Annotated in this window: 19 protein-coding genes and 1 riboswitch; of the genes, 8 read left to right on the top strand and 11 right to left on the bottom strand. The window is 67.0% G+C overall.

Annotated elements, in window-relative coordinates; translation table 11 throughout:
• Nucleotides 1-170 precede the first annotated feature (170 nt).
• A complete protein-coding gene (locus ACK4ZD_RS06050) occupies nucleotides 171-626 on the top strand; it encodes a GspH/FimT family protein (protein WP_409659655.1) in 456 nt (151 codons plus the stop codon).
• A 15-nt stretch (nucleotides 627-641) separates the two neighbouring features.
• On the opposite strand, the gene ACK4ZD_RS06045 is transcribed toward ACK4ZD_RS06050, so the two are convergent.
• The 9 genes from ACK4ZD_RS06045 to ACK4ZD_RS06005 all read right to left on the bottom strand — a co-directional run bounded on the left by ACK4ZD_RS06045 (nucleotide 642) and on the right by ACK4ZD_RS06005 (nucleotide 10,275).
• Nucleotides 642-1,094 (bottom strand): type IV pilin protein, encoded by a 453-nt coding sequence (locus ACK4ZD_RS06045; protein WP_409659653.1) that lies wholly within the window; start codon nucleotides 1,092-1,094, stop codon nucleotides 642-644.
• Nucleotides 1,095-1,138: 44 nt separating this feature from the next.
• A complete protein-coding gene (locus ACK4ZD_RS06040) occupies nucleotides 1,139-4,591 on the bottom strand; it encodes a pilus assembly protein (protein WP_409659652.1) in 3,453 nt (1,150 codons plus the stop codon).
• A gap of 22 nt (nucleotides 4,592-4,613) precedes the next feature.
• On the bottom strand, nucleotides 4,614-5,192 hold the full coding sequence (locus tag ACK4ZD_RS06035; RefSeq protein WP_409659650.1) for a PilX N-terminal domain-containing pilus assembly protein: 579 nt from the start codon (nucleotides 5,190-5,192) through the stop codon (nucleotides 4,614-4,616).
• On the bottom strand, nucleotides 5,189-6,229 hold the full coding sequence (locus ACK4ZD_RS06030) for a PilW family protein (RefSeq protein ID WP_409659649.1): 1,041 nt from the start codon (nucleotides 6,227-6,229) through the stop codon (nucleotides 5,189-5,191). The genes ACK4ZD_RS06035 and ACK4ZD_RS06030 overlap by 4 nt, the downstream gene beginning before the upstream one ends.
• A gap of 11 nt (nucleotides 6,230-6,240) precedes the next feature.
• The gene (pilV, locus tag ACK4ZD_RS06025) at nucleotides 6,241-6,690 is read right to left on the bottom strand and encodes a type IV pilus modification protein PilV (protein WP_409659647.1); all 450 of its coding nucleotides are present in this window, start codon (nucleotides 6,688-6,690) and stop codon (nucleotides 6,241-6,243) included.
• A gap of 16 nt (nucleotides 6,691-6,706) precedes the next feature.
• Complete coding sequence (locus tag ACK4ZD_RS06020; protein ID WP_409659645.1) at nucleotides 6,707-7,192, bottom strand: GspH/FimT family pseudopilin; 486 nt, start codon at nucleotides 7,190-7,192, stop codon at nucleotides 6,707-6,709.
• A gap of 158 nt (nucleotides 7,193-7,350) precedes the next feature.
• The gene (gene nrdR, locus ACK4ZD_RS06015; protein ID WP_019560971.1) at nucleotides 7,351-7,809 is read right to left on the bottom strand and encodes a transcriptional regulator NrdR; all 459 of its coding nucleotides are present in this window, start codon (nucleotides 7,807-7,809) and stop codon (nucleotides 7,351-7,353) included.
• Between the two features lie 19 nt (nucleotides 7,810-7,828).
• Nucleotides 7,829-9,076: a serine hydroxymethyltransferase gene (gene glyA / locus ACK4ZD_RS06010; RefSeq protein ID WP_409659642.1), complete on the bottom strand. Its 1,248-nt coding sequence runs from the start codon at nucleotides 9,074-9,076 to the stop codon at nucleotides 7,829-7,831.
• 83 nt (nucleotides 9,077-9,159) lie between these two features.
• Nucleotides 9,160-9,288, bottom strand: a riboswitch (ZMP/ZTP riboswitch).
• Nucleotides 9,289-9,375: 87 nt separating this feature from the next.
• Nucleotides 9,376-10,275, bottom strand: coding sequence for a transglycosylase SLT domain-containing protein (locus ACK4ZD_RS06005; protein WP_409659640.1), 900 nt, complete (start codon nucleotides 10,273-10,275; stop codon nucleotides 9,376-9,378).
• Between the two features lie 254 nt (nucleotides 10,276-10,529).
• On the opposite strand from ACK4ZD_RS06005, the gene ubiD reads away from it, so the two are divergent.
• Nucleotides 10,530-12,080, top strand: coding sequence for a 4-hydroxy-3-polyprenylbenzoate decarboxylase (ubiD, locus tag ACK4ZD_RS06000; protein ID WP_409659638.1), 1,551 nt, complete (start codon nucleotides 10,530-10,532; stop codon nucleotides 12,078-12,080).
• Between the two features lie 256 nt (nucleotides 12,081-12,336).
• Here ubiD and ACK4ZD_RS05995 read toward each other — a convergent pair whose 3' ends face one another.
• Nucleotides 12,337-13,149, bottom strand: a complete 813-nt coding sequence (locus ACK4ZD_RS05995) for a YdcF family protein (RefSeq protein WP_409659636.1) — start codon at nucleotides 13,147-13,149, stop codon at nucleotides 12,337-12,339.
• Between the two features lie 120 nt (nucleotides 13,150-13,269).
• Between ACK4ZD_RS05995 and msrA the strand changes: the two genes are divergently transcribed.
• The 6 genes from msrA to ACK4ZD_RS05965 all read left to right on the top strand — a co-directional run bounded on the left by msrA (nucleotide 13,270) and on the right by ACK4ZD_RS05965 (nucleotide 19,326).
• Nucleotides 13,270-13,818, top strand: a complete 549-nt coding sequence (gene msrA / locus ACK4ZD_RS05990; protein WP_409659635.1) for a peptide-methionine (S)-S-oxide reductase MsrA — start codon at nucleotides 13,270-13,272, stop codon at nucleotides 13,816-13,818.
• Entirely contained in the window at nucleotides 13,815-14,456 is a 642-nt protein-coding gene (locus ACK4ZD_RS05985; protein WP_409659633.1) for an ABC transporter ATP-binding protein, read from the top strand. The genes msrA and ACK4ZD_RS05985 overlap by 4 nt, the downstream gene beginning before the upstream one ends.
• Nucleotides 14,453-15,658 (top strand): ABC transporter permease, encoded by a 1,206-nt coding sequence (locus ACK4ZD_RS05980; RefSeq protein ID WP_409659632.1) that lies wholly within the window; start codon nucleotides 14,453-14,455, stop codon nucleotides 15,656-15,658. Before ACK4ZD_RS05985 ends, ACK4ZD_RS05980 begins: the two co-directional genes overlap by 4 nt.
• A 54-nt stretch (nucleotides 15,659-15,712) precedes the next feature.
• Entirely contained in the window at nucleotides 15,713-15,976 is a 264-nt protein-coding gene (locus ACK4ZD_RS05975; protein ID WP_409659630.1) for a hypothetical protein, read from the top strand.
• A 10-nt stretch (nucleotides 15,977-15,986) separates the two neighbouring features.
• Nucleotides 15,987-16,508: a DUF3299 domain-containing protein gene (locus ACK4ZD_RS05970; protein WP_409659628.1), complete on the top strand. Its 522-nt coding sequence runs from the start codon at nucleotides 15,987-15,989 to the stop codon at nucleotides 16,506-16,508.
• 115 nt (nucleotides 16,509-16,623) lie between these two features.
• Entirely contained in the window at nucleotides 16,624-19,326 is a 2,703-nt protein-coding gene (locus tag ACK4ZD_RS05965) for a PAS domain-containing protein (protein WP_409659626.1), read from the top strand.
• 27 nt (nucleotides 19,327-19,353) lie between these two features.
• Here the strand turns inward: ACK4ZD_RS05965 and pdxH are convergent, their stop codons facing one another.
• Entirely contained in the window at nucleotides 19,354-19,995 is a 642-nt protein-coding gene (gene pdxH, locus ACK4ZD_RS05960; protein ID WP_409659624.1) for a pyridoxamine 5'-phosphate oxidase, read from the bottom strand.
• Nucleotides 19,996-20,078: the final 83 nt, after the last annotated feature.

The following is a 20,078-nucleotide window of genomic DNA, read 5'->3' as shown; positions in this document are numbered from 1 at the left end:
GAGCTTCATGCACCGCTGGCAGCGCCCACGACAAGGCGCCCCATCGGGACGACCGGCACAGACCGGACATTGGCCATTTCCTCAGGGGGGAAAGGATGAAAGCTTATCCGAGACCGCGCCGCGTGGGGCGGGGAGGGTCCATGATCGAATTGATTGTGGGGATGGCGGTGATGGCCATCCTGACCATCACGGCCGCCTCCCCTGTTGCGCAATGGTGGCACCGCCAACGTGTGCAGGCTGCGCTTTCTCAGCTCGAAGCCCACCTGGCCTTGGCCCGCGCTGCCGCCATTTCCAGGGGTCGGCGCACCGCACTGACCCCCTTGGAAGGCCGATGGGATCAGGGCTGGCGGCTTCACCTGGACTCGAATTCCAACGGCCGATGGGACGAGGGGGAGGAGATCCTGGCATGGCATGAATTGCCACCAGACCTCTTGGTTCGGGTGAACGGTGTGATGCAGCGATATGTGCTGTTCGACCCCAGTGGCCGTCCCGTTCAGGCCCATGGGGCATTTCTGGCCGGCACATTCACGATATGTGCGCCATCGTCGGGAGCCTCCATGCAACTGGTGATGAGCGCCACCGGCCGCGTCAGGCAGGAACGGGCTGACCGCTCGGGATGCGATTGAGGGCGTGCCGGCCGGTCAGCGCCAGCACGAACCCAGATTGGCGCTGCCCGTCCGCCCTTTGGCACCCGTATGCGTGAGCGTCAGCGTGCCGCACCCGGCATCCCCGGCTGCCTGAGCTCCCTGCGGCCGGGCTTCCAGGGTGTAGGTCGTGGCCGTCGGCTGGCCGTCGGCAAAAACGAAGGAGTAAAAGTTGGTCAAGTCGGTGCTGCATTGAGTCGCGGGCAGCGTGACAGCCACAGCGGGGGTTGCGGCAGTTTGGTCGTAGCGCATGTTGGTGGTGTAGAAGCGCTCCATGAACTGAGCGAACTCGACCAGGCAGCTCTGCGCGGTTGCCCTGCGCGTGCTGACCACATGCTGCTGGTAGCTGGGGTAGGCGATCGCGGCCAGGATGCCGATGATGGCCACGACGATCATCACCTCGATGAGCGTGAAGCCGCGTGGCTGCGGCTCAGGATGGGACGGTTGCATGATGATTCCTCGGACCCGAGACGACAAGGATGAATCGACGAGACTCATCGGACGATCTCACGCCAGGAGATGCGGCCGACCCGTGAGGGACCTCCCAGGTTGAGACCGATTTCCCTGGGGCCACTGGCCACATTCGATCCCCCTTGCACTGCGCGATTGCCCACGATGACCGGCTCCGTCCCCATACCGACGCCCAGGTCCACCGAGCCGACGATGCCTCCATTGAGCATGTCCGACGCATTGAAGGCATTGTCGCGGTTGGCATCGAAGATGGTCACCGGCGGTGCCCCACCGTTGAACGGATCAATGGCATTCAGATAGCCCCGCCCGGTGTTGCTGCATTCACTGGGCTCGGGAATGATCGAGGCCACGAGCAAGGTGGGGTAGGCCAAGTTGGCCACCACGGCTCCCGACACCACACGCTCGCCCTCGGGTGTACTGGGCGGCGCGACAAGATCCATGTACCACCCCCGCAAGCCATTCATGTCTCCGGCCGAGGCCGTGGAGAAGGTGCGTACAGCGCGGTCATTGATCATGCCAGTGGCGGTGATGGTGCGTTGCCGCAACTGGCTGCGCCCAGAGATGGTCGAGTCTTCGTCGATCAGACCATAGATGGACTGCACATACATCGAGGTCGTGTCGTCCGCGGTCAGGAATCGCCCGGTTCCAAAGAGCACGTATCGACGGCCATATGTGCTGCTCGTCGTGGTACGGTTGACGACCACGGCCGGCTTCGACGTGATGGGTTGCGGTCGAAGATCCGGGCCGATGGCGGTGAACATCGGCAGACCGCTGTTGGCGATCGACCAACTGCTGGAGGAAGATCCACTCAGGTCGAATTTCCAAAGATTGCCTAGCAGATCGCCGGCATAGACATAGTCCACCGTGCCGTTGCCGTCGGCATCGAAGACTGCAGGGGTGGACAGACCGTTGGTGCTGGCGCTGGATCCGATGCCCGTATCCAGCTTCGAGAGCACCCTGCCGTCGGACAGGCGGATGACCAGTAGGACGGCGCGCAGATTCGCGCTGTTGTAACCATTGCCGACCAATGCCACCCAGTCGCCCGAGTTGGTTCGCGCGATGATCGGTTTGCCCAATACATGGCCCAGATCGGGCTCGCTGCTCTCCGACAGCTCCCACAGTACGTTGCTGGCCGAGAAACTCGCCGGATCGGTGACGTCGAGTCCGAAAAGCCCCCGCCCCCCTCGGCCCAAGGCGCCGATCAGGAGGTTGCGTCCTGACGTCTGGGACCGCTCGGATATCGCGATCTCACCATCGACGAAGTACTGATGCAGGTATGTGCGCTGTGACAAGGCGCGCAGGCGCGGCACGATCATGCCCGGGGCATACGCAAAGACTTCGGAGCCGTTGTCCGCATTGAAGGCATGTAGCATGCCGTCGTTGGCCCCCACGAAGAGTGTTCGGCTGTCCGTGCTGTAGACCGGGGACGAATTGATGATGTCTCCCAGCAGCTGTGTCCTGGGCCGCAGGGGGCGGGCTGTGGCATCGATGCCGTCATACTCGAGGGACCGATCGCCCCGCAGGTAGTTCACGATCGACTCACTGCCGAGCGCGCTTTGCTGTGCGGCGTTCAGGTTGCCCCAGATGAACTCGGTACCTGCCGACCCATTGTGGGTGTAGATGCGACGGCTCGATGGCGTTCGGCTTCTCAGGAGCTCTTTCGCTTGCCAGAGCGGGGTGGGATTCAGCCCGGACGTGGAGATGGCAAAAGCCTTCAAATCCCCCATCCATTCGTTATCGCGGACCTCGAAACTGGCCTGGTAGACCCTGGAGCCTTCATTGAGCTGGGTGCTGTTGGCCGACACGTTGGACGCCGATGCGGTGCGGTCCTGGATGTTGGCCAGGGCAGTGACCAGGCCCCGACGGAACTCGTCCGGGTTGCGGGCGGCTGTGAAGGCGCCACGGGAGTTGACGGTGGCGTGCCAGAGATCGTCGATCTTGTGTCTGTCGTTCGTCGTGGGATTGGGCCAGCTTCGGGCGCCAGATGTGAGCGAAGGCAGGTCGCTGTTGGGGTCGAGCGACCCCTGCACACCGATGGACAGGCCGAAGGTGACCATGTGTTGCCAGAAGGCATCTCCGGTCACGCCTGGCACGTTGTTATCCATGTCGGTCCGCAGGTCGTTCTTCCAATAGTGCATCGCGATGTCCGCCAGCGTGTTGGAATGGTCGTCGCGATAGGGCCGGGCCGCCGTGTAGCCGCCGTCGCTTCGGTTGGGCAGCGCCGACCGATGGACCGCGCCATTGGTGTTGTCGGAGTTGCCGATGTGGCTCAGGTCCGGGTTGTCATTCCAGTAGCCGTCGGTGGTCAGGATGTTGTAGTTGCGCCGGCAAGTCACCTGGCTAGTGCCCGAACCAGACCCCCACGGGCCGCTGTCATCAGTGCGCTGGAAGTAGCGCCCGGCCCAATCCAAGGCCGTGCGCAGAGGCGTGCCTTGAGCGGGAATGGGGGTTTCCAGCAGGCGCTGGTAGAAGTCAGCCTTGTTCGTACCTTCAAATCCTCCCGTCGTCGGAATGGGCATGTAAGCACGCGTTCGGGTGTTGCTGGAAACGTCGGTGCGCGTGGCTTCATTGATGGTGATGAAGCCCACCCGGTATCCCGAGCCGAGGTTCACAAAGGCCTGAGAGGCCCCTGCACGGGCCGCCAGAATGCGCGAACGGTAGTACGTGAACCAGTTGGCGAAGTTCTGGATTTCCTCGGTAGCCGTACGAGTGACGGCATTGTCGCCCGTCCCCCAGGTAACGGAGTCCACAGCAGATTCATTATCGTTACGCAGGTTTTTGCGCCACAGGCGCCCGTTTCGATACTGATACTGATCGAACTTGCGGCGATCGGTATTTGCAAAGTTTCGCGACGTTTCGACGTAATAGGTGATTGGATAGTAGGACTGAGATTCATCTGCTGCCGTGCACGAGGTGTCGCTCGCGTCGCTACAGGTGAACCACCGCGCGTTTGCCGTTTGCTGGGATCGAAGATCGACTGTTCCCGCGGCGGCATTCGTAGGGTTCCAGGCAGCCGCGTGAGGGGGGCTGTTGCCGAAACTCGTTCCATCGGCGCGGCGCCAGGGGGTGTAGGTGATGGTGGGGTTGTAGAAGGTGGTGTTATGAGTGCTCGAGCGCAAGAGCACGTTATGCACCGCATCAGAATCGAACGCGAGCACCCGCGATCTTTGGTTGGTGGAGCTGACCACATAAGTCGCTGCCCCGTAGAGGTTCGTCGGTGGAGGAAACAGGTAGTAGACGTTCCGGCTTCCGCCAGGGATGCGCTCATCCGGCATGATCTCGAACTGCATCGAGCCGGAGTCGTCCAACTGAAACATGATGTTCGGTGGGACAGTCGAGCCGATCTGCAAGGGCGTCAGCGGAAAGTCCACGGTGGCCAGCGCGGGGGTGGCGACCGCACAGGCCGTGAGGATCGACACGGCGAACCGCTGACGCCAGTTCGGGCCTTGCTGAAGGGGGAAGGGCCGGTTGCTCATGATCGGAATCCCTTGTTTAGACTCATTGGGTTGCGTAGACCGACTGCAACATCACGACGGCTCGCCCGTCGCCGGCGTTGCTGCGGGCCGTCACGCGGTAGCGGGTGCAGCTCAGGTTGTTCACCGGGTCGGTCGGGTCGCAGGGGAAATTGCTACCCAGGAATTCGATGAAGTACTGAGGCGCACTGCCGGCCTGTGCCGTCAGCGTGGTGCCGGTGAGATTGACCCAGCCGGTGAAGCCACTCATGTTCCACCGCTCATGACAGTACTGACCCGGAGCCGAGCACACCCCACCGTTGCACGATGAGCTGCACTGCGACGCCGATGTCGGTGTGGTCAGAGTCATGGCGATCGGGTGAGGGGGAATCTGCTGCGATTGGGCCAGCGCCAGCGCCTCGCCTGCGCGCAGACCGGCTTCCGCAGCCTGGAAGGCCAGGCTGCGGTCGTAGTAGTTGGTGACCATCTTCTCTTCGAGCACCACATTGCGCAGACTGGCAACGCCGAGCAAGGTGATCACGACCAGGATCACGAGTGAGATGATCAGAGCTGCCCCTCGAGGGCGGGTGGCCGGCTGGAGGAGAAGTGAAGGTTGCGGTTTCATGGCAGGCGGTTGCGCAAACTGACGACGTGGACCATCTGGCGTGTCAGGGCGGCGCCATCGGTGCCCACGGCTTCACGGCTCTGGAGGGTCAGGGTGATGCGGGCGGCCACCACGCGGGGCCAGGACGTGACGCTGCTGGCGGCGACATAGTCATCGGGCAGCACTCCGGCGTTGTTCGCCTCCAAGTAGACGATCTGCATGTTCGTCACGCCTTCTGCGATTTCTTCGTTGCGCACGCTGGCCGTTCCCGCGTTGTTGAACAGCCGGGCGCGATACAACGAGCGGCCACCACGTCCATTGGCGCCCACATACCAGATCTCGCTGGAAAGCTTGACCAGATGGCCTCCCTGGAAGGTGTAGGCCGTGCCGTTCACGCTCGAGCAGTCGGTGGGGACGCCGAGCCCCTTGCTGCAGTTGCCGGGGGCCACACCCGAAACGCCCGTGTTGTGCACAACGGTGGCATTTGATGCGTTGACGTTGGTGAGCTGGAAGATGGCAGCCTGCCGGTAGTCGCAAGCCAGCACGATGTCCCCGTCGACCAGATCATGTCCCGCGGAATTCAGTTGGAACGAGGCGGCGGTGGGGTTGTGATTCGTGATCGGATTGCCTGTGTTGGCGTTGGCATAGATGGAGAAGAACGCGTCGGTGCCGTTGATGCGCTGGCCGGTGCCGGTCCCGAAAGCGACACCGCCCGCGGCGACGGCGTCGTCATAGCCTCGCAGGCCGTCGGCCCAGTTGGCCCACCAGGTGGTGCCCGCGCCGTTGACGACATTGCCAGTGGGCACTCCACGACCGCAGGGGGTTCCGCCTGCCTCGCGCAGGCTGCGTGCCATTAGCTCGAACGCGGTGCGGGCGCTTTCCTGCATGCGCGATAACTGCTCCGTTGTACGGAACGCCTGGCGGTTGGTGATGAAGATGCTGATGACGCCGGCCATGAGGAACAGGCCTAGTGTCAATGCGATCATCAGTTCCACCAGACCGATGCCGCGGTAACGGCGATATGGATGACCTCGTGTGATGTTATTGGTGGAGATCATGGTGTGTTCCATCAGAGCACGCTGGTGGTTTCGACGGTCTGCGTGCTTCCGCCGCCCGTACCGCGGCTGTCATCCCAGAAGACCCGCACCGTGCAGGCACCACCCTGGCAACTGATCTGGCCGCAGGTGGAGTCGTGATCGCCGAGCGTGTTTTTCAGGGCCTGCAACCAGGCTCTGTGATCGTTCGCGATCAGCGTTCCTCCGGCCAGGACGGTGCAGGTGCGTGACAGGTCGTAGTTCCCGGCCCGCGCGGCATCGACATTGGCCCGCATGGCGTCGAGCATGAAGTAGGTCAAAGTCACGGCCTGGCTGCGCTCGAAGGCGCTCTGGTTGTTCTTCAAGGCACGTGCCTGCAGGCCCGCAATCCCGAGCAGACCAATGGAAAGCACCAGCACGGCGATGAGCACCTCGATCAGGCCGACGCCATGAGCGGGGGAGACGGAGGGGCGGTGGCGCACCACCGGGGGCTCGATGCGCTTATTCGACATGGATGGATCCCGTGCGGATGCGGATGCTTCGGGTCTGCGAGTCGGTGGTCACCGTGAGCTGGCCGGCCGTGATGAGGGTGGTGCCCGTCGTGTTGCTGGAGCAGGTGCATTCATAGGACAGGCCGTCGGCACGGAAGTCGGCGCAGTATTCGGTGACGGTGGTGCCTGCCTGCAGGTTGCCCTCACGGATCGCGGTGGTCGATGCGGGAGTGCGGACGACCCAGCCGCTGGACGAGGTGCAAAACCGGTGCGTGGCATTGCGGCGAATGGCTTCGCTACGGGCAGTCTGCAGCGCTCCGAGGAGTTCGTTGGTCTGGGAGGCGGCTCGATTGCGTTCCATGATGTTCTGGAAGCTGGGGACGCCGATTCCCAGCACGATGGCCATGACCACGAGGGCGACCATCAGTTCGACCAGCGTGAAACCCCGCGCAGTTTGCCGGTTTGCCGAGGATCGTGTGGAAAGCTGCAGCCTCAAGATGCCACCTGTCGTGTGCGTAGGCCACCGGCCGGGCCCGACGCGGGCGAGGCCGGACCCGATGGCGTCCCTGTAGGCTAGCAGCGATGGGTCGGGGGAGGCGGGTCGTGCCGACGAATGGCGGCCCGATCCCGACGTACGGAGCGGCGAGTGCGGCCTCAGCGACCGCGCCGTGAAGTTTCTCTCACCGCGTTCATGAACTCGCTGACGTCATCGAAACTGCGGTAGACGGAGGCAAAGCGGATGTAGGCCACCTTGTCCAGGCGCTTGAGCTCGCGCATGACCCATTCGCCCACGCGGGTGCTGCTGACCTCGCGCTCGCCGCTGTGCAGCAGCGAGGTCTCGATGCGCGAGACGGCCTGGTCGAGCGCTTCGGCGCTGACGGGGCGCTTGCGCAGAGCCAGCGTCATCGAGGCGCGCAGCTTGGCCGGGTCGAACTCGGTGCGCCGGCCGTCCTTCTTGACGATGGATGGGTATTCGATCTCCGCGCGCTCGTAGGTGGTGAAGCGCTTGTCGCACCCCATGCAGCGCCGCCGCCGCCGGATCACGTCCCCCTCGTCGGACTCGCGGGTCTCGACGACCTGGGTTTCCTCGTGGCCGCAGAAGGGGCAGCGCATGGCAGGCGGCGGGTCGGGTTCAGCGGTAGACCGGGAAGCGGCGGGTCAGTTCGTGGACCTTGGCACGCACCGCGGCGATGTTGGCCTCGTCCTGGGGCTTGTCCAGCACGTCGGCGATCAGGTGGGCGGTGGCCACGGCCTCGACCTCGGTGAAGCCGCGGGTGGTCATGGCCGGCGAACCCAGGCGGATGCCGCTGGTGACCATGGGCTTTTGCGGGTCGTTGGGGATGCCGTTCTTGTTGCAGGTGATGTGCGCGCGGCCGAGCACGGCTTCTGCTTCCTTGCCGGTCAGGCCCTTGGGGCGCAGGTCGACCAGCATCACATGGCTTTCGGTGCGGCCGCTGACGATGCGCAGGCCGCGGGCCATCAGGGTTTCGGCCAGGGCCTGGGCGTTCTTGACCACCTGCTGCTGGTAGGCCTTGAACTCGGGCGACAGGGCTTCCTTGAAGGCCACGGCCTTGGCCGCGATGACGTGCATCAGCGGGCCACCCTGGATGCCGGGGAAGATGGCGCTGTTGATCTGCTTGGCCACATGGTCTTTCATCAGGATGATGCCGCCACGCGGGCCGCGCAGGCTCTTGTGGGTGGTGGAGGTCACCACGTCGGCGAAGGGCACGGGGTTGGGGTAGACGCCGCCGGCGATCAGTCCGGCGTAGTGGGCCATGTCCACCATGAAGTAGGCCCCGACGGCCTTGGCGACCCGGGCAAAGCGCTCGAAGTCGATGCGCAGGCTGTAGGCGGAGGCCCCGGCGATGATGAGCTTGGGTCGGTGCTCGTGGGCCAGACGCTCCATCGCGTCGTAGTCGATCTCTTCTTTCTCGTTCAGGCCGTAGCTGACGACTTTGAACCACTTGCCCGACATGTTCAGCGGCATGCCGTGGGTCAGGTGGCCTCCCTCGGCCAGGCTCATGCCCATGATGGTGTCGCCCGGCTGCAGCAGCCCAAAGAACACACCCTGGTTGGCCTGGGAGCCGGAGTTGGGCTGGACGTTGGCATGTTCGGCGCCGAACAGCTGTTTCAGGCGGTCGATGGCGAGCTGCTCGACGATGTCGACGTAGTCGCAACCGCCGTAGTAGCGCTTGCCTGGGTAGCCCTCGGCGTACTTGTTGGTGAGCTGGCTGCCCTGGGCGGCCATCACGGCCGGGGAGGCGTAGTTCTCGGAGGCGATCAGCTCGATGTGTTCTTCTTGGCGCTGGTTTTCCTGCTGGATGGCGGCCCAGACGTCGGGATCGACGTTGGCAACGGTAGAGATGGAGCGGTCGAACATGGCAGTCCTCTTCAGTGCGATGAAGTCCCTCGTCGCACTGGCGGCGGCCGCGAGAACGCACCCGCACACCGTGTGCTGGATCGGAGGGCTGCCCAGGCGAACGGCGAAACGGCGGTGCTGGGTGCGACCGCCGGCTGCACTTCCCGGTGGTTCACCACCTCAGGCGCTCGCTCCAGATGGGGCGGGCCTTATCGCCAGTCGTGCAGCGCCCTGAGTGTACTGGATGTACTGGAGACCCTCCCCCGGGTCCGGGCGGGGCGCCTGTGGGCTTCGGTGCCGCAGCGCCCCGGGCTGGAGATTCAGGAGGCTTGGGCCACGCGGGTGTCGGTGTCGGGCTGGTGGGCCGCGTTGGCCTCGGGTGAGGAGGCGGCGGCCGGCGCCGCGGCCGGAGCGCTGGTGCGCACGAGCTGGGGTACCGTGATGGGCACTGGGCGGCCCTGGGCCACATTGCGCAGGTGGTTGCGCTCGGACAGCACCTTGGCGGCGTAACCGCCGTCGTGGGGCAAGTTGGCCGCGCCCGCGTACCACTTCAGGCCACCTTCCAGGCTGCCGGCGCGGCTGATGTATTCGCGCAGGATCTGGGCGCCCACGCGCAGGTTGCTCACGGGGTCGAAGGCCGCATGGGTGCCGCCGAAGGCCTCGTACTTGTCGTCGTGGACGCGGGTCATGACCTGCATCAGCCCTTGGGCGCCCACCGGGCTCTGAGCAAAGGGGTTGAAGCTCGATTCGATGGCGATCACGGCCAGCAGCAGGGTCGGGTCCAGGCCGGTGCGCTCACCGACCTCCCAGGACTCCTGGACCAGCCGGGCCACCGGCTCGGGCGCCACACGGTAGCGCCGCGAGATCCACTGGACGATTGCGGCTTGCTCCTTGCCTAGTTCGCGGGGGTCTGCGGCCGTGACGCGCCGGATGGCCTCGGGTTCGGCCAACGCCGCCACGAGGCTCTCGTCTTCGCTCAGACGCGCTTCCTGGCGCTGGAGCAGCCAGCCCAGGGCGTGCTGTTCCAACTGGTGGCGTAGGTCGGGCCGGCCCAGGCCGAAGAGGGCCGCGCCCAGCACGAGCAGGCCCAGCAGCGCCAGGCCGTTGTGGCTGATGTCGAGCAGGCCCTGGCCGACGTCCCGGACGAAGACCGAGAAGCAGCGGGCCATCGACTGCGTCGTCTGCGACACGCGGTGCCGCAGGGTGTGGGTCGCTGTCATGTCACTCCTTTCCGTCCGCGGGGACCGGACGACCGGTGTCGTGGCTCGGCCTGGCCCGCGGAGATAATGCCCCGCCACCTTAGAAAGTGAGGCCCCTGCAGGATGCAAGGCCCGGGTGGGCGGTTGATGGCATTGGCAGCGTGAAGTGCACCGGCAGCCGGTGCGGGTTATCCCTGATGGGAGACGGCCGGATTCTAGGAAGCCTCGAAATAACCAGTCAAGCCTTTGAATCCGCTTGTTAATTATACAAAGTTATGAAGTACCGTGATTTGCGTGACTTTCTTGGCAAGCTGGAGGCCATGGGCGAGCTGCGGCGCGTTCACGAGCCAGTGTCCACTCACCTGGAAATGACAGCCTTGTGCGACCGTGTCCTCCAGTCGGGTGGGCCGGCACTGTGGTTCGAACAGCCGGTGGGTCACCGCATCCCCGTTCTGGGCAATCTCTTCGGCACCCCCAAACGTGTGGCCCTCGGGATGGGGGAGGAGGACGTGCAGGCCCTGCGGGGCATCGGTGAACTGCTGGCCCGGCTGAAGGAGCCCGAGCCGCCGCGCGGGCTCAGGGATGCCGGCCGGCTGGTGCAGATGGCCAAGGCACTGTGGGACATGAAGCCGGCCGTGGTGCGGCAGGCGCCGTGCCAGTCGGTGGTCTGGGAAGGGGCGGAGCTGGATCTCTCGCGCCTGCCCATCCAGCATTGCTGGCCGGGTGACGTGGCGCCGCTGATCACCTGGGGGCTGGTGGTGACGCGCGGGCCGCAGTCGGTGCCGCAACCGCGGGCGCGCCAGAACCTGGGCATCTACCGCCAGCAGGTGATCGGGCCGCGGCAGCTCATCATGCGTTGGCTCGCCCACCGGGGCGGGGCGCTGGATTTCCGGGAGTTCGCGCTGGCCCACCCGGGCCGGCCCTTCCCGATCGCGGTGGCCCTGGGAGCGGACCCGGCCACCATCCTGGGTGCGGTCACGCCGGTGCCGGACACCTTGTCGGAATACCAGTTCGCCGGCCTGCTGCGCGGTTCGCGCACCGAGGTGGTGGACACGACCGTGGGCGAGGGCTCTACCCGACTGCAGGTGCCCGCCAGCGCCGAGATCGTGTTGGAGGGGCACATTCCGGCGGCAGCCGCGGGGTACACGGGCACGTCGCCCCATGGTGTCCCTCTGAAGGAAAGAGGGGGATATCTGCACGCGCTGGAAGGGCCTTACGGCGACCACACCGGTTATTACAACGAGCAGGACTGGTTCCCGGTGTTCGAGCTGTCGCGCATCACGATGCGCGAATCGCCGATCTACCACTCCACCTATACCGGCAAGCCACCCGACGAGCCGGCGGTGCTGGGGGTGGCGCTCAACGAGGTCTTCGTGCCCATCCTGCGCAAGCAGTTTCCCGAGATCGTGGACTTTTACCTGCCGCCCGAAGGCTGCAGCTACCGCATGGCGATCATCAGCATGCGCAAGGCCTATGCGGGCCACGCCAAGCGCCTGATGTTCGGGGTGTGGAGCTTCCTGCGCCAGTTCATGTACACCAAGTTCATCGTGGTCACCGACGAGGACGTGGACATCCGCTCGTGGACTGACGTGATCTGGGCCCTCACCACCCGGGCCGATCCGGTGCGCGACACCACGCTGGTGGAACACACGCCGATCGACTACCTGGACTTCGCCTCCCCGGTGTCGGGGCTGGGCGGCAAAATGGGCATCGATGCGACCAACAAGTGGCCGGGCGAGACGGACCGCGAATGGGGGCGGCCGATCACGATGGACGCGCAGGTGCGTTCTCGCATGGACGCGCTGTACGACCGTCTGTTCTCATAAGGCCTCCCCCGGCAGGCCATGGGGTGCGGTAATGGAGACCTTCGCGCTCATTGGAATTGCGTACTGGCGTGTGGCGGGCGGCTTCGGTATCGTTGAATGGCCTGCACGGTTGCAGGTGTTTCCGATGCGCAGTCTCTGCGCGTAAGGAGCCCCGGACTTCTTCCCTCCGGAGCCCCGAAACGTGGCGTCACGCCACCACCCCTCCGGCCGGACAGGTTCGGAGGGGTTTCTTCATGGGCGCTCCTTGAGCGCCGTCTCAGCGGCCCAGCAGCCGTGCCAACCATTCGCGCCAGGCGTGACGGTTCTCGATCAGGCCGTCCAGGCTCGGGGTCCAGCGGGCCAGAGGGGAGGTGTCGGGCAGCAGCAGGCCCATCGGCGCCGGCTGGATGTGCAGGCCGCTGCCGCCCAGGGCTTCGGCGAAGGCTCGCTGCGCGCGGGGCATGTGCCAGGCATGGGTCACGAGCACGATCTTGCGCACGCCGGCCTGGCGCAGCAGCGCCGCCGTGCGGCCGGCGTTTTCGCGGGTGTCGCGCGAGCTGTCCTCCACCCAGCGCAAAGTGATGCCGTACTCTTCCCGCGCGATGCGTTCGGCCACCCGCGCCTCCGGGGTGACGGAGGCGGGCATCCCGTGGGGCAGGCCGCCGCTGTAAGCGACCGGCAGACCGGTCTGACGCGCCAGCCACAGGCCGTAGCGCAAGCGTTGCAGGCCGATGAACGACAAGTCCGACAGGCGGTAGTCCGGAGAACGAGGCACCACGCCGCCGCCTAGCACGACGATGGCCACGGAGGGCTCGCCCTTGGCCTGGGCCTTGGCCTGCGTCTTCAGCTCGTCGAGGTCGAGGGGGCCGAGCGCCGGCGGCACCCTGAGCACGAAGGATTGGGTGACCCAGGCCCAGCCGGTGGTCGAGCCCAGCCAGAGTCCGGTACAGGCTAGCAGCACCAGTGCGATGCCCAACGCACGGCGCGGACGCAACTGTCGCAGGCCGACCAGCAGCAGCACGATGAACACCCCCGGGGGCAGGATCAGGGCCAGCAGGTAGGGCAGGTAGGGCGCGAGGCTGTCGGACATGGGCCGCAATCGAGGCAAGAGCGTGACGCCGGGATTGTGCAGGAAAGCCCCCGCGGCTCGTCCCCCCAAGCCGAGGCCGGCGGCGAGCTTGGGTAAGCTTGGCGGCTTTGGAGCCTGGCGATGTCCCAAGCGCAAGAGCAAGAGATCACCCTGGCCGGAGGCTGTTTCTGGTGCCTGGAGGCGGTGTACGACCGCGTCGAGGGCGTGCTCGACGTGGAGTCGGGCTATTCGAACGGGAGTTGGCACAGCCCCAGCTACGAACAGGTGTGCTCGGGACAGACCGGCCATGCCGAGGTCGTGCGCGTGCGCTTCGATCCGCAACGCATCAGCCTGCGGGAGATCCTCGAGATCTTCTTCACCATCCACGACCCCACGACGCCGAACCGCCAGGGCCACGATGTGGGGCCCCAGTACCGTTCGGGAATCTACTTCCACGACGCCGAACAGGAACGGGTGGCGCGCGCGATGATCGCCGAGCTGACGGCGGCCGGGGCCTGGAAGGATCCCATCGTGACCGAGGTCGCCCCGGTGGACAACTACTGGCCGGCCGAGCCCTACCACCAGGATTATTTTCTGAAGCATCCCGAGCAGGGCTATTGCGCCCATGTCGTCGCGCCCAAGGTCGAGAAGTTCCGCCGGACCTTCGCTGACAAGGTGCGCTCGGGATGATCGTTTGGCGCGACCTGAGCCTGCAGCATCCGCGCGGCCCGCTGCTGCGCTTTCCCGACCTGCGGCTGGACGGTGGCCGCGTGCTGTTGCTGCGCGGGGCGTCGGGCACGGGCAAGTCCAGCTTGCTGGGCCTGCTGGCCGGGCTGCTGACGCCCGCCACCGGCGAGATCGAGGTCGACGGCACGCCGCTGCACCGCCTGTCGCCTCGCCAGCGCGATGCCTGGCGCGCAGCGCGGCTGGGTGTGTTGCCGCAGCGGCTGCATCTGAGCGAGAGCCTGAGCGTGGCCGACAACCTGGCTCTGGCCCTGTGGGCCGGGGGGGCGGCCACCGAGGCGGGTGTGCGGGTGCCGCAGGTACTGCGGCGCCTGGGCGTGGCCGACCTGGCCGGGCGCCGCCCCCATGAGCTCAGTGGGGGGCAAGCCCAGCGGGTGGCCCTGGCCCGCGCGGTGCTGCGCGAGCCCCGCGTGCTGCTGGCCGACGAACCCACGGCCAGCCTGGACGACGAGGCGGCCGCCAGCGTGCTGGCGCTGCTGCGCGAGCTGCGCAGCGATCCAGGCGCGACCCTGGTGATTGCCACCCACGACCGCCGCGTGGTGCAGGCGCTGGCGGGCGACGATCCCGTGGAGCTGCGCCTGTGAACCTCGCACGCCTGTCGTGGACCTACCTCTGGGCCCGTCCGCTGGCGACGCTGCTGCACCTGCTGCTGCTGAGTCTGGGGCTGGCGGCCATCAGTGTGGTGCTGCTGGTCAGCGAGCAGGTCGAGCAGGGCCTGCGGCGCGATCTGGCCGGCATCGACCTGGTGGTGGGCGCCAAGGGCAGCCCGCTGCAGCTTATCCTGTCCGGGGTGTTCCACCTGGACGTGCCCACCGGCAACATCCCGGCCGAGGCGGTGCAGCGCTGGCGGTCGCATCCGCTGGTCGAGACGGTCATCCCGGTCTCGCTGGGCGACAGCTACCGGGGGTTTCGCATCGTGGGTACCGAACCGGCCTACCTGGAGCACTACGGGGCGACGCTTGCCCAGGGCCGGCTTTGGGCGGGGACGCTGGAGGCGTTGCTCGGGGCCGAGGTGGCGGCGCGCACGGGCCTGCGCCTGGGCGATCGCTTCGTGGGCGTGCACGGGCTGGGCCGCGAGGGCGAGGCCCATGGTGACACCCCCTACACCGTGGTGGGGGTGCTCGAACGCAGCGGCAGGGTGCTCGACCGGCTGATCCTCACTTCCACCGAGTCGGTGTGGGAGGTGCACGAGGCCGAGACTGCGCTGGACGAGGAGGACCGGCGCTACCTCGAGGCCGAGCGCGAGGTCACCTTGTTGCTGCTGCGCTACCGCAGCCCGCTGGCGGCCGTGAGCCTGCCACGGCTGATCAATGCCGAGACGGCGCTGCAGGCGGCTTCGCCCGCGCTGGAGACGGCCCGCCTGCTGCGCATCGTGGGGGTGGGGGCCGAGGTGCTGCGCGGGTTCGGGCTGGTGCTGCTGGCCGTGGCGGCGCTGTCGGTGTTCATCGGGCTGTACCATGCCGTGCGGGAACGCGCCAACGACCTGGCCATGCTGCGCATGCTGGGGGCGCCGCCGCACAAGGTGGCTGCGGTGGTGCTGGCCCAGGCCTTGTGGCTGGCCGCGGGAGGCTTGCTGCTGGGCCTGGCCTTGGGCCATGGCTTGACGGCTCTGTTAGGCTGGGCGTTGGCGCAGCGGCAGTCGGTGGCGCTGAGCGGCTGGACCTGGCTGGGCGCCGAATGGGCGGTGGTGGCCGGGGCCTTGGGCGTGGCCGTGCTGAGCGCGGCCCTGCCCGCCTGGCAAGCCTACCGGCTCGACGTGATGCGGTTGCTGCAAGCCCCGCGATGACGGGCGGCGGATCGACGTCGAATGTCTGGTCTTTGTCATGGAGAGTCTTCCGTCATGATTGCTCGTGTTCTGTCCTCGCTGATGCTGACCCTCCCCCTCATGCTGGGCGCTGCAGGGGCCTGGGCCCAGCCGTCGCCGGCCTTGTCCGACCATGTGAAGAAGGACATCGAGCGCCACCGCGCCATGGCGGCCGCCCACGAGGCGGCTGCGCGGTGCCTGGAGTCCGGCAAGAGCGAGGACGCCTGCCTGAAGGAGCTGCAGGCGGCCTGCAAGGGCCTGGGCATCGGCAAGCACTGCGGCATGCGCCACGTCCACTGAGCGCCGCCCCATGACCGACCGTCGCCGTTTCGTCTGCAGCCTGGCGGCCCTGGCGGCCCCGGGGGCCTGGGCTCAGCTCGCCGCCCCGCTGGGAGGCGCCGCGCCGGCGCCGCCCTTGGGCAGCGGCCCGGGCTACCACAGCCCGGACAGCCCGATTCCGCCGTTGCAGGAGCGCGAAGGCGTGCTGTCGTGGAAGCTGCTCGGGTCGGTCAAGACCCGGGCTGAACGCCAGCGGCTGCGACCGATCTTCCCGGCCGACGTGAGGGCCCTGGACCGGCAGATCGTGAAGGTGCAGGGGTTCATGATGCCGCTGGACGCCAGCGAGCGTCAGCACCACTTCCTGCTGTCGGCCGTGCCCACCACCTGTTCGTTCTGCATCCCGGCCGGCCCGGAGGGCCTGGTCGAGGTGCGCGCCAAGACGCCTGTGCGCTACAGCGTGGATCCAGTGGTGGTCGAGGGACGGCTGTCCGTGCTGGACAACGACCCCTACGGACTGTTCTACCGTCTCACCGAGGCGCAACCGGCGCGCTGAGGGGTGACATTGCCAACAATTGACCATGCTGGCGCCTCAAGCGCCGTCGCGCCGAGCGACAGCGACGACGGGCCCATTACACTGAGACGCAGCGCGAAACGCCCTTGGGACTTGCATGTCGTCCGGTCCTGCTTCCGATTGCGGTTCTGATCCTTTGGCCCTGGGCCCGGCTGTCCAGGCCGTGCTGGACATGGCGCGCGAGCCTTTGTTCATTGCTGACCCGCGTGGGTCCATTCTGACCAGCAATGCCGCGTGGCGGGACTGGCTGCACCGGCATGGCGACTCTCAGGGGGATCGGGTCGATCTGGGGGCCCTCTTGCTGCCTCGCGACCGAGAGCGGCTCCAACGCTTGTGGCTGGAACCAGACCCTGCGGAAAACGTGCTGGAGGTGCTCGACGGGGCGCGCTTGCATCTGAGGGTCTGGCGTGGGCCGCAGGGCCCGGCGTGCTGGCTGGGGCGCCTCGAGGCGGTCGCCGAGGCCGGCGCCGAGCCGCAGCGCAGCTTGGTGCAGCGCCTGGAGATGACCCAGGATTCTGGCCGCATCGCGTTTTGGGAACGCAGCTTGGACGGTCGGTCGGCCCGGTGGGATGAGCACATGTACCGCCTCATGGGGCTTGCTCCAGACCAACCGGTGCCGGCGCTGGAGAACCTGGCGGCTTTCATCCATCCCGACGATCGCGATGCTCTGTTGCAGAGTTGGCTCACCAGCGTGCAATCGCCGGGTGTCTACCATGCGCATTACCGCATCTTGCCCCGCAACGGTGGGATCCGGTTCGTACATTCGCTCTGGAGGGTGCTGGCCGACGGAGAGGGGCGTCCCGAGCGCGTTCTGGGCGTGGTCGTCGACGACACCGAAAGCTTCGAGCGGGGGGCGCAGATGCGCCAGCTCAGCACCCAGTTTCAGCTGGCCGTCGAGTTGGCCCAGTTGATCATTTGGGTGCATGACCCGGCCACGGACGAACTGATCGTCAACGAGCGGGCGGCGGCGTTGATGGGCAAGCCGGGGCGGGTGAGGCTGCCGCTGCAGGAAGTGCGCTCGCTGGTTCATGAGGACGACCGCGAAGCCTTGGCCGAAGGGCTGCAGAGGGTGCTCGACGGCGAGGATGCGGTCGACGTCATCGCCCGTTACCGCGATGCTCGGGGGGACTACCGCACGCTGCTGACGCGCCGCGCGGCGCAGCGCGACGAGTCCGGCCGCGTCGTGGCCGTGCTGGGGGTGGCCATGGACATCACCGAGCGTCGCAGTACCGAGCTGGCGCTGCAGCAGGCGCAGGCGCGTGCGGCCCTGGCCACCCGCGAGGCCGGCATCGGCACCTGGGAGCGTGACTTGCGCAGCGGCACCAGTCATTGGGACGCTCAGATGTACCTGCTGCGCGGCCTGTCTCCCAACGATCCGCGGCCGGTGGAGATGCTGCGCGAGCTGTGCGTGCACCCGGACGACCGCTCGGCGATGTGGGCCCGTTACGACCAGGTGCGTGCAGGCGCCTTGGACCGCACGGCTTTCGAGTTCCGTGTGGTCTGGCCCGACGGCAGCGAGCACTGGCTGGCCACGCGCGGGCATGTGCTGCGCGACGAGAGCGGCCAGCCGGTGCGCATGCTCGGGGTCAACTGGGACATCACCGAACTCAAGCGCACCGAGCAGGCCCTGCGGGAGAAGGCCGCGGCCGAACAGGCGAGCCGGGCCAAGTCGGAATTCCTGGCCCGCATGAGCCACGAACTGCGCACCCCGCTCAATGCGGTGCTGGGGTTTGCGCAGGTGCTGCAGGCCGATGCGGTGCAGGCCCTCAGCTCGGCTCAGCGGCAGCGGGTGGACCACATCCATGCGGCTGGCCGACACTTGCTGGCCCTGATCGATGACATGCTCGACCTGGCGCGCATCGAGTCGGGCGCCGTGGCCCTGCGCCCCGAGGCGCTGGAGGTGTCGGCGGTGGTGGCCGACGCACTGGGGCTGGTGGCTCCCATGGCCCGCGCGCACGGCATCGAGCTGCTTACCGGGACGCTGGTCGGCTGGGTGTGGGCCGACCGGCAACGTCTGCGCCAGGTGCTGATGAATCTGCTGTCCAACGCCATCAAGTACAACCGGGTGGGTGGGCGCGTGGAGGTGATGGCGCGCGCAGGGGCGGACTGGCTGACGCTGGTCGTGCGCGACACCGGCCGGGGCATGAGCCCCGAGCAGGTGCAGGGACTGTTCGAACCCTTCAACCGCCTGGGGGTGGAGCGAGAGGGGATCGAGGGCACCGGCATCGGCCTGTCGATCGCCCGGCAGCTCGTGATCCACATGGGCGGGCGCATCGAAGTGCGCAGCCGCTTGGGCGAGGGCAGCGAGTTCGAGGTGTGGTTGCCGCGGGCTCTGCAAGCGGCCTCGGCAGCGGCCGACCAGGCGCCGACACCTGCCCCGCCGGTGGCGCCACGGCCGCAGGCCGAGCCTGCGCAGCCGGCGCTCGAGCTGCTTTACATCGAGGACAACGAGGTCAACGTCACGCTGGTGCGCGAGGTGCTGGCCTTGCGCCCGGCGGTGAGGCTCAGCGTGGCCGGTGACGGCGCGGGCGGCGTGGCGCTGGCGCACACGCTGCGTCCCGATGCCGTGCTGGTGGACATGCACCTGCCCGACATGGACGGGCACGAGGTATTGCGCCGCTTGCAAGCCGAGCCGCGCACCGCTGCCTTGCCATGCATTGCGCTGTCGGCCAATGCGATGCCCGAAGACGTGCAGCGGGCCCGGGCCGCGGGTTTCGTGGACTACTGGACGAAACCCATCGATGTGGCGCGATTCCTGGCTGCCATCGACCGCATGTTGGACAGGCGCGCGGCCGTGTGAGGAGGGGGCGGCGTCGTGCTGCCCTTTTCAGGGGGCGAGGCGCTCGCGCACCCACTGTCCGCGCTCGTCCAGCCGGTAGCGCAGCCGGTCGTGCAGACGGGACTTGCGGCCCTGCCAGAACTCCCAGCGGTCGGGCACCAGCCGGTAGCCGCCCCAGTGCGGCGGCCGTGGGGGGTCGAGGGCGAACTGCGCTGCGTAGCGCGCCGCATGGGCCACCAGCACGGCGCGGGATTCGATCACCTCGCTCTGAGGCGAGGCCCAGGCGCCGATGCGCGAGTCCAGCGGGCGCGAGCGGAAGTATTCGTCCGATTCGGCCTCGGCCACTTTCTCGACCCGCCCCTCGATACGCACCACCCGCTCGAGCTCCACCCAGTGGAACTGCAGGGCTGCATACGGATGGACCGCCAGCTCGCGGCCTTTGCGGCTGTGGTAGTTGGTGAACCAGACGATGCCGCGCTCGTCGCAGCCCTTGATCAGCACGATGCGGGTCGATGGCCGGCCGTCCTCGCCGACGGTGGCCAGCGTCATGGCATTGGGCTCTGGCAGTTGCGCGGCCAGGGCCTCGTCGAGCCAGCGGCGGAACTGGCGCAGCGGATCGGGGTCGGCGCTGCGTTCATCGAGTTCAGCGCGTTCATAACTCTTGCGCAGATCGGCCAGGCGTTTGTCCATGTCGGGCAGTATAGGCACCGCCTGCGTGCGGCGCTGCGACCATTGGCAACGACCCCAAGCGGGTCGGTCCCTAGGGCTTGACC

Source organism: Caldimonas sp. (assembly GCF_046291045.1).
Taxonomy (GTDB): Bacteria; Pseudomonadota; Gammaproteobacteria; order Burkholderiales; family Burkholderiaceae_C; genus Caldimonas.
This window is presented reverse-complemented; position numbering and strand designations above follow the sequence as displayed.

Bases quoted from the DNA above. Each gene is read 5' to 3' on its own strand.
- ACK4ZD_RS06050 (WP_409659655.1), top strand. From the start codon at position 171: ATGGCCATCCTGACCATCACGGCCGCCTCCCCTGTTGCGCAATGGTGG.
- ACK4ZD_RS06045 (WP_409659653.1), bottom strand. From the start codon at position 1,094: ATGCAACCGTCCCATCCTGAGCCGCAGCCACGCGGCTTCACGCTCATC.
- ACK4ZD_RS06040 (WP_409659652.1), bottom strand. From the start codon at position 4,591: ATGAGCAACCGGCCCTTCCCCCTTCAGCAAGGCCCGAACTGGCGTCAG.
- ACK4ZD_RS06035 (WP_409659650.1), bottom strand. From the start codon at position 5,192: ATGAAACCGCAACCTTCACTTCTCCTCCAGCCGGCCACCCGCCCTCGA.
- ACK4ZD_RS06030 (WP_409659649.1), bottom strand. From the start codon at position 6,229: ATGATCTCCACCAATAACATCACACGAGGTCATCCATATCGCCGTTAC.
- nrdR (WP_019560971.1), bottom strand. From the start codon at position 7,809: ATGCGCTGCCCCTTCTGCGGCCACGAGGAAACCCAGGTCGTCGAGACC.
- glyA (WP_409659642.1), bottom strand. From the start codon at position 9,076: ATGTTCGACCGCTCCATCTCTACCGTTGCCAACGTCGATCCCGACGTC.
- ACK4ZD_RS06005 (WP_409659640.1), bottom strand. From the start codon at position 10,275: ATGACAGCGACCCACACCCTGCGGCACCGCGTGTCGCAGACGACGCAG.
- ubiD (WP_409659638.1), top strand. From the start codon at position 10,530: ATGAAGTACCGTGATTTGCGTGACTTTCTTGGCAAGCTGGAGGCCATG.
- ACK4ZD_RS05995 (WP_409659636.1), bottom strand. From the start codon at position 13,149: ATGTCCGACAGCCTCGCGCCCTACCTGCCCTACCTGCTGGCCCTGATC.
- msrA (WP_409659635.1), top strand. From the start codon at position 13,270: ATGTCCCAAGCGCAAGAGCAAGAGATCACCCTGGCCGGAGGCTGTTTC.
- ACK4ZD_RS05985 (WP_409659633.1), top strand. From the start codon at position 13,815: ATGATCGTTTGGCGCGACCTGAGCCTGCAGCATCCGCGCGGCCCGCTG.
- ACK4ZD_RS05975 (WP_409659630.1), top strand. From the start codon at position 15,713: ATGATTGCTCGTGTTCTGTCCTCGCTGATGCTGACCCTCCCCCTCATG.
- ACK4ZD_RS05970 (WP_409659628.1), top strand. From the start codon at position 15,987: ATGACCGACCGTCGCCGTTTCGTCTGCAGCCTGGCGGCCCTGGCGGCC.
- ACK4ZD_RS05965 (WP_409659626.1), top strand. From the start codon at position 16,624: ATGTCGTCCGGTCCTGCTTCCGATTGCGGTTCTGATCCTTTGGCCCTG.
- pdxH (WP_409659624.1), bottom strand. From the start codon at position 19,995: ATGGACAAACGCCTGGCCGATCTGCGCAAGAGTTATGAACGCGCTGAA.